Origin of the sequence: Mesorhizobium sp. M4B.F.Ca.ET.089.01.1.1, from assembly GCF_004022605.1 — a bacterium.
Taxonomy (GTDB): domain Bacteria; phylum Pseudomonadota; class Alphaproteobacteria; order Rhizobiales; family Rhizobiaceae; genus Mesorhizobium; species Mesorhizobium abyssinicae.
In genome coordinates this window covers 1-11,563 of sequence record NZ_RZOS01000165.1, presented here as the reverse complement: position 1 = coordinate 11,563, position 11,563 = coordinate 1, and the positions used below count along the sequence as shown (strand labels likewise).

13 protein-coding genes and 1 pseudogene are annotated in these 11,563 nt (G+C 64.4%); 7 read left to right on the top strand and 7 right to left on the bottom strand.

Annotated features, from left to right (window positions below; translation table 11 throughout):
* On the bottom strand, positions 1–706 hold a 706-nt coding region (locus EN780_RS17090; protein ID WP_133372631.1), incomplete at its 3' end, for a substrate-binding domain-containing protein.
* Positions 707–1,018: 312 nt separating this feature from the next.
* Positions 1,019–2,050, bottom strand: a complete 1,032-nt coding sequence (locus tag EN780_RS17085; protein ID WP_127283243.1) for a LacI family DNA-binding transcriptional regulator — start codon at positions 2,048–2,050, stop codon at positions 1,019–1,021.
* 173 nt (positions 2,051–2,223) lie between these two features.
* Here EN780_RS17085 and EN780_RS17080 point away from each other — a divergent pair, with 173 nt between their 5' ends.
* From EN780_RS17080 to EN780_RS17065, 4 genes are all read left to right on the top strand, one after another.
* Positions 2,224–3,327 (top strand): fatty acid desaturase family protein, encoded by a 1,104-nt coding sequence (locus tag EN780_RS17080; RefSeq protein WP_189340329.1) that lies wholly within the window; start codon positions 2,224–2,226, stop codon positions 3,325–3,327.
* 79 nt (positions 3,328–3,406) lie between these two features.
* Positions 3,407–3,721 carry a MocE family 2Fe-2S type ferredoxin gene (locus EN780_RS17075; RefSeq protein ID WP_127283242.1) on the top strand — a complete coding sequence of 105 codons (315 nt, stop codon included), beginning with the start codon at positions 3,407–3,409 and terminating at the stop codon, positions 3,719–3,721.
* 5 nt (positions 3,722–3,726) lie between these two features.
* Positions 3,727–4,956 carry an FAD-dependent oxidoreductase gene (locus tag EN780_RS17070; RefSeq protein ID WP_128274786.1) on the top strand — a complete coding sequence of 410 codons (1,230 nt, stop codon included), beginning with the start codon at positions 3,727–3,729 and terminating at the stop codon, positions 4,954–4,956.
* A gap of 50 nt (positions 4,957–5,006) precedes the next feature.
* A complete protein-coding gene (locus EN780_RS17065) occupies positions 5,007–5,813 on the top strand; it encodes a 3-methyl-2-oxobutanoate hydroxymethyltransferase (RefSeq protein WP_128274785.1) in 807 nt (268 codons plus the stop codon).
* Between the two features lie 7 nt (positions 5,814–5,820).
* Here the strand turns inward: EN780_RS17065 and EN780_RS17060 are convergent, their stop codons facing one another.
* The 5 genes from EN780_RS17060 to hslV all read right to left on the bottom strand — a co-directional run bounded on the left by EN780_RS17060 (position 5,821) and on the right by hslV (position 10,146).
* Complete coding sequence (locus tag EN780_RS17060) at positions 5,821–6,780, bottom strand: DUF1402 family protein (RefSeq protein WP_128274784.1); 960 nt, start codon at positions 6,778–6,780, stop codon at positions 5,821–5,823.
* 326 nt (positions 6,781–7,106) lie between these two features.
* Positions 7,107–8,417, bottom strand: a complete 1,311-nt coding sequence (hslU, locus tag EN780_RS17055) for an ATP-dependent protease ATPase subunit HslU (protein WP_127283238.1) — start codon at positions 8,415–8,417, stop codon at positions 7,107–7,109.
* Positions 8,418–8,421: 4 nt separating this feature from the next.
* Positions 8,422–9,021 (bottom strand): DUF2585 domain-containing protein, encoded by a 600-nt coding sequence (locus EN780_RS17050; RefSeq protein ID WP_128274783.1) that lies wholly within the window; start codon positions 9,019–9,021, stop codon positions 8,422–8,424.
* A gap of 4 nt (positions 9,022–9,025) precedes the next feature.
* Positions 9,026–9,544 carry a GNAT family N-acetyltransferase gene (locus EN780_RS17045; RefSeq protein ID WP_128274782.1) on the bottom strand — a complete coding sequence of 173 codons (519 nt, stop codon included), beginning with the start codon at positions 9,542–9,544 and terminating at the stop codon, positions 9,026–9,028.
* Between the two features lie 50 nt (positions 9,545–9,594).
* Positions 9,595–10,146 carry an ATP-dependent protease subunit HslV gene (gene hslV, locus EN780_RS17040; RefSeq protein ID WP_127309474.1) on the bottom strand — a complete coding sequence of 184 codons (552 nt, stop codon included), beginning with the start codon at positions 10,144–10,146 and terminating at the stop codon, positions 9,595–9,597.
* Positions 10,147–10,388: 242 nt separating this feature from the next.
* On the opposite strand from hslV, the gene hisB reads away from it, so the two are divergent.
* The 3 genes and pseudogenes from hisB to EN780_RS17025 all read left to right on the top strand — a co-directional run.
* Positions 10,389–10,988 (top strand): imidazoleglycerol-phosphate dehydratase HisB, encoded by a 600-nt coding sequence (hisB, locus tag EN780_RS17035; RefSeq protein WP_127283691.1) that lies wholly within the window; start codon positions 10,389–10,391, stop codon positions 10,986–10,988.
* Positions 10,989–10,991: 3 nt separating this feature from the next.
* Positions 10,992–11,468, top strand: coding sequence for a DUF2628 domain-containing protein (locus tag EN780_RS17030; protein ID WP_128274781.1), 477 nt, complete (start codon positions 10,992–10,994; stop codon positions 11,466–11,468).
* A 1-nt stretch (position 11,469) separates the two neighbouring features.
* Positions 11,470–11,563: pseudogene (locus EN780_RS17025) on the top strand (imidazole glycerol phosphate synthase subunit HisH); the annotation flags it as partial.

Genomic DNA, 11,563 nt, shown 5'->3' with positions numbered 1-11,563 from the left:
TGGCGGCCTTCATTGCCTGGATGGCGCCGATGGCGCTTTCGTCGTTGTTGGCGATGACGCCGTCGAACGGCTTGCCGGTCGACAGCCAGTTGGTCATCAGGTTCTGCGCCTGGTCACGGTCCCAGTTCGAGGTCTGCTTGTCGATGATCTTGATGAAGCTGCACTCCGGCGTGGCGATCACTTCCTCGATGTCCTTGGTGCGCTGCACCGCGGCCTGGTTGGAAAGCTCGCCCATGATCACATAGACGTTGGCCTCCTTCTTGCCGGCTTCGGTGAACAGGCGGCAGGCTTCCTTGGTTTCGAGCGTCCCGGAATCGGCTTCGTTCGAGGCGACGAAGGCCTGGTTTTCGGGCAGCGAGTCGACGTTGACCGGTTCGCGGTTGACGTAGACGAGCGGGATCTTGGCGGCGGCCGCCGCGTCGGACATCGCCTGCGTGGCCGAGGTGTCGACCGGGTTGACGATGATGGCGTCGACGCCCGAGGCGGCGAAGTTCTTGATCTGGTCGAGCTGCTTGGCGACGTCATTCTGCGCGTCTTCGACCTGCAGCTCGACACCGTCCATGCCCTTGGCCTGCTCGATCATGCCGTTGCGCAGCACGGTGAGGAAGTTGTCGTCGAACTTGGCCATCGACACGCCAACCTTGGCGGCAAAGGCGGACGAACTCATCAGCGCCGCGAAAGCGACGCCCAAAAGCAGTTTCTTCATTGTATTTCTCCTCCACATGGTGTCCGGCTGCACCGATTTTTGCCCGGAATCCCCGATCTCCCGAGGAATCTCTCCCGCTTGCCATCTCGATTCCGGAGGGCGCCTCCCGCGTGATGGAACGCCAAGTCCTGTGTTTGAAACAGATGTTCCGGAACGAAAGAACCAAAATGCCTAGTTCATGAAATATTTATTCCATTTCGGGCGAAGGCGTCAAGGGCGAATCGAAAGCCGAGCGCCGGATTTTCGGTCCCGTCTGATAGATTCTATCATTTGCCGCGGTTGCCGCGCCGGCGGGCGGATAGCCGGCCCCGGCTAGATGTTTTCCGGCAAATAGATGTCGAAGGGCAGGAAGGTCTGGCCCGGCGCGTTGGCGGCGCCGGCCTCGATGGCATGCGCCATCAGGTCGACAAGTTCGCGGCAGAGCGCGGCGAGCGGAGTGGAGATCACCATGGTCAATATGTTGTCGGCAAGCGCGGCGCGCGACACGGGCGTGATCTCATTGCAGACGACCGCCGGCATCTGCTTCGGCCGCGCTTCCCGCAGGCCCGAGACCGCGCCTTCCATGCCGCCGCCGGCGACATAGCAGCCGGCGAGATCGGGATGCCGCGCCAGGAGGTCGATCATCGCGTCGTGAGTGACCTGGTTTGCCTCGAGATTGACCAGCGTCTCCAGCACGGTGAACTCCGGCGCATGCTCGCGGAAGAAGGAGCGGAAGCCGATCTCGCGCAGTTCATGACCGTGGAAGCGGTGGCTGCCGACGAAAAGGGCGACCTTGCCGGGCTTCCTCGCCGCCTTGGCGATCATCCAGGCGGCGGTGCGGCCGACCTTGCGGTTGTCGAGCCCGACATAGCCCTCGCGGATGCCGGAGGCAAAATCGGAGAGCAGCGAAAAGACCGGCAGGCCCCTCGCCTTCAGCGCCTCGACGGCGGCGGTCAATGTCGGGTGATCGGGCCCGACCAGGGCGACGGCCCTCGATCTGGTCGCCAGCCTGCGCATCTCCGCGGCGATCTCGTCCGGCACCAGCGAACTGGTGAAGTCTACCGCCGCGGTGCCGCGAAAACGCTGCGACTGCGCGACCGCCAGTTCGAGCTCGCGGGCGAACTCGCCGTAGAAAAAGTCCTCGCGCCTGAGCAACAGGAAGCCGAGGCGATATTCCGGCAATTCCTGGCGCATGCGCTGCCGGATCAGCCCAGCCGCGTGGTAGCCGATATCGGTCGCCGCTTCGTAGACGCGGCGCGCGGTCTCCTCGCGAACCGGCAAGCGGTTGTTGAGCACGCGGTCGACGGTGGCGACGCTGACCCCGGAAATGCGCGCCAGATCGGTGATGGTCGGCCGTTTCGCCATGATGGTCCTCCGATAGCCTCCCTTCCTACACCAGCCTGATGGAAAATGATAGAAACTATCTTCATGATGTTGATCCTATCATTTGTTGCCGCTATTTTGAATTTCGACGCCTGCGATCCCAGGCTCGGCATTGGCCGGCAGGAGATCCGTGAGGCGTGGTGGAGGACCCCGGAATGGCGGAAGCATTGTCCGCGACGCCGTCGCGACGCGATTACAGCCTGGTGGGCCGCGACACGCAGCTGGCCGTCGACAACGGGCTGGCGGCGGCCGAGTGGTACCACACCGAAGTTCCCCGCAAGCAGATGAAGGAGCTGATGCAGCGTTCCGACGGACCGGCGCTGCGCGATACCATCATCTGGCTCGGCGCCCTGGTCGTCAGCGGCGCCGGCGGCGCCTGGTTCTGGGGCACGTGGTGGTGCGTGCCGTTCTTCTTCGTCTACGGCACGCTCTACGGCTCGTCGACCGACTCGCGCTGGCACGAATGCGGCCATGGCACCGCTTTCCGCACCCAGTGGATGAACGACGCGGTCTATCAGCTCGCCTGCTTCATGATCATGCGCAATCCGGTGACCTGGCGCTGGAGCCATACGCGCCACCACACCGACACCATCATCGTCGGCCGCGACCCGGAAATCGCCATCATGCGGCCGCCGGACCTCATCCGCGTCGTCCTCGCCTTCGTCGGCGTCCTCGACGGCTGGCATGCGATGAAGGACATGGTCCGTCATTCAGCCGGCATCATCAACGCCGAGGAAAGGACCTATGTTCCCGAGCAGGAGGTGCCAAGGGCGATCCTGATCGCGCGCATCTGGCTGGCGATCTACGCGGCGACGATCGCGCTGGCGCTCTACACGGGCTCGTTCCTGCCGCTGATGCTGGTCGGCCTGCCCCGTCTCTATGGCGCCTGGCACCATGTGCTGACCGGCATCCTGCAGCATGGCGGGCTGGCCGACAACGTCATCGACTACCGGCTGAACAGCCGCACCGTCTACATGAACCCGATCAGCCGGTTCATCTACTGGAACATGAACTATCATGTGGAGCACCACATGTTCCCGATGGTGCCCTATCACGCGCTGCCCAGGCTGCACGAGCTGATCAAGCACGACCTGCCGGCGCCGACGCCGTCGATCCTGGCCGGCTACCGCGAAGTGATCCCGGCCTTCCTGCGCCAGCTGCGCAACGAGGACTATTTCCTCAAGCGCGAGCTGCCGCCGACCGCCCGGCCCTATCGCGAGGAATTGCACAACGACAAGGCCGCCGCCGCGGCCGAGTGACATCGCCCCAGAGTGCCAAGCCGCAGACAAGTGGGCGCCATGCAATGGCAGGGCGCCAGGCAGACTATCGGAGAGATCGATGAGCGACTGGATCGAGGCCTGCAAGGCCGATGACATCGACGAGGAAGACGTGAAGCGGTTCGACCATGGCGGCCGCACCTTCGCCATCTACCGCAGCCCCGACGACGAATATTTCGCCACCGATGGGCTCTGCTCGCATGAGAAGGTGCACCTGGCCGACGGCCTGGTCATGGACGACATCATCGAATGCCCGAAGCACAATGGCCGCTTCAACTACAAGACCGGGGCGGCCAAGGGCGCGCCGGTCTGCGTCAACCTCAGGACCTATCCGGTCAAGGTCGACGCCGGTAAAGTCCTCATTCAGATCGGGTGAGGGAAATGCACGCGGGAATGGTGATCATCGGCGCCGGCGAATGCGGCGGACGGGCGGCGCTGACGCTGCGCGACCTGGGTTACGAGGGCCCGGTGACGCTGGTCGGCGACGAACCGCATCTGCCCTATGAGCGGCCGCCGCTGTCGAAAGAGGCGATGACCGGCCCGGCGCCGGCGATCAAATCGATCACCAGCGACGCGGTGCTGGCCGAACGCTCGATCCGGCATATCCATTCGGTCCGCGCCGTGGCGATCGACCGCGCACAGCATCTCGTGCGTCTGTCGGACGGTTCCTCGCTGCCCTACGACAAGCTTTTGCTGGCGACCGGCTCGCTGCCACGGAAGCTGCCGATGCCGGGGCTGGGCGAACGCTGCGTCTATTTGAGGACCTTCAACGATGCGCTCGCCATTCGCGCGCATCTCAATCCGAAGAACCGCGTCGCCATCATCGGCGGCGGTTTCATCGGCCTCGAACTCGCCGCTTCGTCGCGCAAGCTCGGCGCCACCGTCACCGTCATCGAGGCGCAGCCGCGCATCCTGATGCGCGGCGTGCCTGCCGAGATCGCCGCGGTGATCCACAAGGCGCACGAGGCCGAAGGCGTGACCATCCTCGCCGGCCAGGGCATCGAAGCGATCGCCGATGACGGCAAAGAGGTGCGCATCAGCCTTACCGGCGGACAGCAAATCGTCGCCGACCTGGCGGTGATCGGCATCGGCGCCGTGCCGGTGACGGGTCTTGCCGCGGAAGCCGGGCTGGCGGTCGACAATGGCATCGCTGTCGATGCTGAGCTTCGGACCGCCGACCCCGACATCTTCGCCGCCGGCGACTGCTGCTCGTTCCCGCTTGCCGTCTATGGCGGCCGCCGCGTGCGGCTGGAAGCCTGGCGCAACGCGCAGGAGCAGGGCGCGCTGGCGGCGAAAAACATGCTCGGCGCCAGCGAGGCGCATGCGGCGGTGCCGTGGTTCTGGTCGGATCAGTATGGATTGACGCTGCAGATCGCCGGGCTTTCCGACGAGGGCAAGAGCATGGTGCGGCGCGATCTCGACGACGGCGCGTTCATCCTGTTCCACCTGGCCGAGGACGGACGGCTGGTCGCCGCCAGCGGCATCGGTCCGGGCAATGCGGTGGCGCGCGACATCCGCCTGGCGGAGATGTTGATCGCAAAGCGCTCGGCGCCGGCATCCGAGGCGCTCGGCTCGCAAACGGTCAAGCTGAAATCGCTGCTGGCGGCGTGAGACTTAGGGAAGCTTACAAGCATCTCGCCGGCATGAGGGAGACCTAAAAGATGGCACGCAGCAGACCGACGGTCGCCGACCTGCAAGCGCTGAAGGGCAAGCGGCAGCTCTCCAAGCTGCGCGTCTTCTCGCTGGACGAGGCGGAAGCCGCCGAACGCGCCGGCATCGACATGATCTCGGTCACCTATGAGCTGATCTTCGATCCGCGCTTTCGCGACGCCGCGCCGACCTGCTTTGCCATTCCTGGCGACGAGCAGGCGAAGATGGGCGCCACCACCGACGAGATCCTGCGCATGGCTGTGAAGCTGCGCGCCGCAAGCGCCGACGCCATGTACTGCTCGGCCAGCCTGCAGACGATCCGCCGCCTGCGCGACGAGCACATCCCGGTCTGCGGCCATGTCGGCCTGATCCCGGCGCATGCGACCTGGACCGGCGGCTTCAAGGCGGTCGGCAAGACCGCCGAAAGCGCCGCCTTCGTCTGGAAACAGGTCAAGGACCTCGAGGCGGCCGGCGCCTTCGCCGCCGAAATCGAGGTGGTGCCGGCCGAGGTCGCCAGCGCGATCTCGCGGCGCACGCCGCTGATCATGATCTCGATGGGCGCCGGCGCCGGTTGCGATGCGCAATACCTGTTCTCGGAAGACGTGCTCGGCACCAATCGCGGCCGCTATCCGCGCCACGCCAAGCGTTACCGCGACCTCGCGGCGGAGTTCGACCGCATCCAGAACGAGCGCATCGCCGCGTTTAGCGAATATGCCGCCGACATCCGGTCGGGCGCCTATCCGGAGCCGCGCCACATGGTCGAGGCGGACGCCGAGGAATTGCGCAAATTCGAGGCGTTTCTCGACGCGGAAGGTTAAAGGGGCGCTAGAACAGCGCCTTCAGCTCGTCCAGTTTGTCGTTGACCAGCCAGCCGTAATAGTTTTCCTCGGGCAGCTTTTCCGGCTCGCCCGCAGCACGGCGCTTGTCGTTCTCGGCCTTCAAGGCAGAGGCGCGCTGCTCGGGATTGCCGACATTGTAGAGCGTTGCGGTGAGCCCGGGATTGTCGGAGATGTCGAAGCCGGCAATGTTCTTATAGGCATCGATCGACGTCCTGATCGTCGCCGCGACATAGGCCAGCGTCAGGTCCGGATCCATGATGGTCTTGTAGACCGTGTTCGGATCGCCGACGTCGAGCTTCGGCAGTCCGGAAACCTTGTGCACGAGATCGCTCATCTGCAGCGCGGTCAGCGGATTGAGCTGGCCGAGGCCGAAGGTCTGGCCGGCATAGTAGGGCTGGAAGAAGGTGGCGCCGAACCGGTCGTTGGGAAAGCTTGTCCCGCCAACGCTCTTGCCACGGAAAGAATGGTTCCAGACCTGCTCGCGGCACTCCCACAGATCGTAGCTGTCGGTCATGCCGGCGCATTTCTTGAATTCTGGGCGCTGGACGAAGTCGCTGATGTCCTCGCCGTCATAGGCGAAGGAAAGCTTGCTCGACAGATAGGAGATCGCCTTGACGTAATAGGTCTGCAGCCGGTCGTAGGCGTCGACATTGTAGGTATGCTCGCCGACGATGGCGCCGACGACGTGCATCGGGTCGATGCCGTAGGCGGCGGCCTCCTTCCTGATCTTGGCGCGCAGATCGGCGTCGCTCTTCAGCAGCGCGTAGACCTTGCGGTACTTGGCCTGGAAGGTGGTGTTGGTGGCTTGCGTGCGCCGGCTGGAGGCGCCCGGTATGTCGGGCTGGACCGCGTTGCGGTTTCCCGGCGGCACCAGGGTCTGCGCGTCGGCAATAGAAACAGCCGCCGCCATAGCCAGGCCGAGAAGGAGAAGAAGCCGTTTTTTCATACGCCGCCGCCCGTCAAGGCGCACGGCTGGAGCGATCCGGCAACGCGCCTTAAGTGTTGTCTTCCATGCGCCTCCCAAACCGCTCGCCAGTCTGGGGCACGCCCGAGTCGCCGGGCAAACTAGGTAAAGCAGGAGGGAGAGTCGAGAGAAGCCCGCCTGCCGCCGGGGCGAAAGCCGGCCGGTTGCTTCCATTTGGCCACACCCCGCCCGCCGCACCGGGCAAGCCTTACCGGCCCGCCCGAAGCCGGAACCCTGCCCAGCATCGGGTTCCTTGCTGATGCATATCGTTGTCCCAAAACCGCTGCGCACTTTTGGGCGACATGCATTTACAGGATGAATCTGGACAAATCCGTGTTCCTCGACAGGTCGCCGACATGCTTTTGCACATAGGCGGCGTCGATGGTGACGGTTGTGCCGTTGCGGTCCGGCGCGTCGTAGGAGATCTCGTCGAGCACCCGCTCCATCACCGTCTGCAGGCGGCGTGCGCCGATATTCTCGACGCTGGCGTTGAGATCGACGGCAATGCCGGCCAGCGAATCGATGGCATCGTCGGTGAAGGTCAGCTCGACCCCTTCCGTCTTCATCAGCGCGACATACTGCTTGATCAGGCTCGCCTCGGTCTCGGTGAGGATGCGGACGAAGTCCTCCTTCTCCAGCGCGCGCAGCTCGACGCGGATCGGCAGGCGGCCCTGCAGTTCCGGCAAAAGATCGGACGGCTTCGACACATGGAAGGCGCCGGAGGCGATGAACAGGATATGGTCGGTCTTCACCGGGCCGTACTTCGTCGCGACCGTCGTGCCTTCGACCAGCGGCAGCAGGTCACGCTGCACGCCTTCGCGCGACGGGCCGCCCGAAATGTCTGACCTTGCGGCGATCTTGTCGATCTCGTCGAGGAAGACGATGCCGTCATTTTCCGTCGCGTCGAGCGCGCGGCGGATCACCTCGTCCTGGTCGAGCAGCTTGTCGGACTCGTCGTTGACCAGCAGCGCGTAGGAATCGCGCACCGTGGTCTTGCGGCTCTTGGTCTTGCGGCCGCCCATCGCCTTCGACAGCATATCGTTGATGTTGAGCACGCCGATATTGCCGCCCGGCATGCCGGGGATCTCGAAGCCGGGCATGCCGCCGGTGCCGGTGTCGGCGACTTCGATCTCGATCTCCTTGTCGTCGAGCTCGCCCTCGCGCAGCTTCTTGCGGAAACTATCGCGCGTGGCCGGGCTCGCCGTCTTGCCGACCAGGGCCTCGAGCACGCGTTCCTCGGCATTGATCTGGGCGCGCGCCGCGACGTCCTCGCGCATCTTTTCGCGCGCCAGGCCTATGGCGACCTCGACCAGGTCGCGCACGATCTGCTCGACGTCGCGGCCGACATAGCCGACCTCGGTGAACTTGGTCGCCTCGACCTTGACGAAGGGCGCCCCGGCGAGGCGGGCCAGGCGGCGCGAGATCTCGGTCTTGCCGACGCCGGTCGGGCCGATCATCAGGATGTTCTTCGGCATCACCTCCTCGCGCATCTGGCCTTGCAGCTGCTGGCGGCGCCAGCGGTTGCGCAGCGCAATGGCCACGGCGCGCTTGGCGTCCTTCTGGCCGATGATGAAACGGTCGAGTTCCGAAACGATTTCACGGGGGGAGAAGGTGCTCATGTCACTAAATTCCACTTTGCCACTGCTTGATGGACTCGAACGGATGCAGCAGCATGATCACGTTGAGCGTCAGATTGTCCCGGATGATGTAGCCTGTGCCGAGTTCGAAGATGAGGGCGAGGGCGACGACCACCCATATAGGAAGCTTTCGCGCCATCACAAATCCCAGCACCATGGCCAGCGTGTCGGACACCGAATTGATGATCGAGTCGCCGTAATAATCGAGCGAGATCGTGCCGGCGCGGTAGCGCTCGATGATGAAAGGGCTGTTCTCGAGCAGTTCCCAGCCGCCTTCGATGAGGACGGCGAAGGCGAGCCTGAGCCCGATCGGCGAGCGCGGAAAAAGAAAGCGCGCCAGCGCGTAGAACACGAAGCCATGAATGATGTGCGAGGGCGTGTACCAGTCGGAAATGTGCTGCGAGTTTTCCGAGCTCAGCACCACGCCGTGCCAGAGTTTCACGTAGCCGCAGGTGCAGATCGGAGGATGGCCCATGCCGTAAAGCGCGCCGGCCTGGAAGATGAGCAAAGCCAGCACGAGCAGCAGCCCCATGCGCCAGCTGTCCTCATAGGCCGAATAGCTGTTGTCGTCGCCCGTCGCGTTCATTTGGTCAGTCCCCCTCTTCCGTGCCGGCCGCGTCGACGGCCATCAGCACGACGTCCCCATATTGCGATTGTCTGCGGCCGATGGCCCTGAAGCCGGCCTTCTCATAGGCGCGAATGGCGCGGCCATTGTCCGGATGCGGATCGATGATGACGCGCGGCGCCCCTTCCTCGAAAAGCTGCTCGACGAACTGCCGCACGATCGCCGAGCCGTGGCCGACGCCGACCAGCTCGGCCCGACCGATCGACAGGTCGATGCCCAGCGTGCCGAACGGCTGGTCGGCATAGGGATGATCGTCCTCCAGATGCGGATCGTAGCTCTGCAGATAGGCGATCGGCCTGCCGTCGAGCTCGACGATCAGCGGCTCGACCGAAACCGAATCGATGTGCTCGCGGATCTCGACGATCTCTTTTTGCGGATCGTCCCACCATTCGGCGACATGCGGCTCGGCCAGCCAGCCGGCGATCATCGGCAGGTCTTTTTCGGTCACCGGCCGAAAATCGTAAACGTATTCTTGTTGGACCATGATCTTATCCGAAAACCGGTTCCCACTTTTCGGGATCATGGTCGATTGCCTCAGGCGGCATCGAGCGTTTCGACGACAAAATTGCTGTTGGTATAGACGCAGATGTCGGCCGCAATCTGCATCGCCTTGCGGGCGATCTCCTCGGCGTCCTTGTCGGTGTCCATCAGCGCGCGGGCGGCGGCCAGCGCGTAGTTGCCGCCGGAGCCGATGGCCATCACGCCATGTTCGGGCTCGAGCACGTCGCCGGTGCCGGTCAACGCCAGCGAGACCGATTTGTCGGCAACCAGCATCATGGCTTCCAGCCGGCGCAGGTAGCGGTCGGTGCGCCAGTCCTTGGCGAGTTCGACGCAGGCCCGCGTCAACTGATCGGGGTATTGCTCGAGCTTGGCTTCGAGCCGCTCCAGAAGGGTGAAGGCATCGGCGGTGGCGCCGGCGAAACCGGCGATGACATTGCCACCCTTGCCAATGCGGCGCACCTTCTTGGCATTGCCCTTCATGATGGTCTGGCCGAGGCTGACCTGGCCGTCGCCGGCGATCACGACCTTGCTGCCCTTGCGCACGGTGACGATGGTCGTGGCGTGCATGGTCAGTTCATTCGACATTTTCTGCTCCGATTCGCGCGATCCCAATGAGGCGATTGGCGCGGTACGAGGGACTTTGATCGGCCATATGTATGCATGGGGTGGGCGATTGCAAACGACATGCCGTCCAGCCCGATACCCTATGGGAATGGCAACTGGCAATCGCCGGATCATGCTGCTAGAAGGCTCTCGATTTCAAGCATATGGGCGTTTGCGGCCTGTGCGCTCCCGCACGCCATGAACCTCCCGGACAAGGATAGATCATGCCGACGCGTTCCGCCGAAGCCAGCCGCAAGACCAAGGAAACCGACATCTCGGTGTCGGTCCATGTCGACGGCACCGGCAAGTCCGACATTGCGACGGGCGTCGGCTTCTTCGACCATATGCTCGACCAGCTGTCGCGTCATTCGCTGATCGACATGACGGTGAAGGCAAAGGGCGACCTGCACATAGACGACCACCACACGGTCGAGGACACCGGCATCGCGCTCGGCCAGGCGCTGGCCAAGGCGCTCGGCGAGCGGCGCGGCATCATGCGCTATGCCTCGATCGACCTCGCCATGGACGAGACGCTGACCAGAGCGGCAATCGACGTCTCCGGCCGGCCGTTCCTGGTCTGGAACGTCTCCTTCTCGTCGCCCAAGATCGGCACGTTCGACACCGAGCTGGTGCGCGAGTTCTTCCAGGCGCTGGCGCAGAACGCCGGCATCACGCTGCATGTGACCAATCATTATGGCGCCAACAACCACCACATCGCCGAGACCTGCTTCAAGGCGGTGGCGCGGGCGCTGCGTTCCGCGCTCGAGCGCGATCCGCGCCAGCCGGACGCGGTGCCGTCCACCAAGGGATCTTTGAAGGGATAGGCGATGGCCATCTATGTCGTGATGGAGCCGCCGGGCCGCGGTGAACGATCCGATGGAACGGTCTTTGTCCGCGACGGTTTCGCCTGGCTGGGCTTCCTCGTGCCGCCGCTGTGGCTCGCCTGGAACCGGCTGTGGATCGAGGCGGCGCTGACCTTCGTCGTCATGGCCATCCTGTCGATGCTTGGTGAAAAGCTTGGACTTGCCTGGGCGGGCTCGGCCCTGTCGCTGCTGGTCTCGCTCTATGTCGGGCTGGAAGGGCAAGGGCTGCGCATCGCGGCGCTACGCCGCCGCGGCTGGCACGAATGGGGCGTCGTCGAGGCGGACAGGCTGGACGGCGCCGAGACGCGTCATGCGCTGGAGACCGACGTGCCGCCCGACGAGCAGCCGCCCGTGCCGCGCATCGTGCCCGACGCCAATCTAGCACGGCCGGCGCAGACCGGCATGGCTCTGGGGCTCACCCACACGCCGGGAAGGCCCTGACATGAGGGTTGCGATCATCGATTACGGGTCGGGCAATCTGCGCTCGGCCACCAAGGCCTTCGAGCGCGCCGCGCGCGAGGCGGGCATTGCCGCGA

Excerpts from the sequence above, each read along its gene's own strand:
- EN780_RS17050 (WP_128274783.1), bottom strand. The coding sequence starts at position 9,021 with ATGAACGCGACGGGCGACGACAACAGCTATTCGGCCTATGAGGACAGC.
- EN780_RS17045 (WP_128274782.1), bottom strand. The coding sequence starts at position 9,544 with ATGGTCCAACAAGAATACGTTTACGATTTTCGGCCGGTGACCGAAAAA.
- EN780_RS17085 (WP_127283243.1), bottom strand. The coding sequence starts at position 2,050 with ATGGCGAAACGGCCGACCATCACCGATCTGGCGCGCATTTCCGGGGTC.
- hslV (WP_127309474.1), bottom strand. The coding sequence starts at position 10,146 with ATGTCGAATGAACTGACCATGCACGCCACGACCATCGTCACCGTGCGC.
- EN780_RS17080 (WP_189340329.1), top strand. The coding sequence starts at position 2,224 with ATGGCGGAAGCATTGTCCGCGACGCCGTCGCGACGCGATTACAGCCTG.
- EN780_RS17075 (WP_127283242.1), top strand. The coding sequence starts at position 3,407 with ATGAGCGACTGGATCGAGGCCTGCAAGGCCGATGACATCGACGAGGAA.
- EN780_RS17065 (WP_128274785.1), top strand. The coding sequence starts at position 5,007 with ATGGCACGCAGCAGACCGACGGTCGCCGACCTGCAAGCGCTGAAGGGC.
- hisB (WP_127283691.1), top strand. The coding sequence starts at position 10,389 with ATGCCGACGCGTTCCGCCGAAGCCAGCCGCAAGACCAAGGAAACCGAC.
- hslU (WP_127283238.1), bottom strand. The coding sequence starts at position 8,417 with ATGAGCACCTTCTCCCCCCGTGAAATCGTTTCGGAACTCGACCGTTTC.
- EN780_RS17030 (WP_128274781.1), top strand. The coding sequence starts at position 10,992 with ATGGCCATCTATGTCGTGATGGAGCCGCCGGGCCGCGGTGAACGATCC.
- EN780_RS17070 (WP_128274786.1), top strand. The coding sequence starts at position 3,727 with ATGCACGCGGGAATGGTGATCATCGGCGCCGGCGAATGCGGCGGACGG.
- EN780_RS17060 (WP_128274784.1), bottom strand. The coding sequence starts at position 6,780 with ATGAAAAAACGGCTTCTTCTCCTTCTCGGCCTGGCTATGGCGGCGGCT.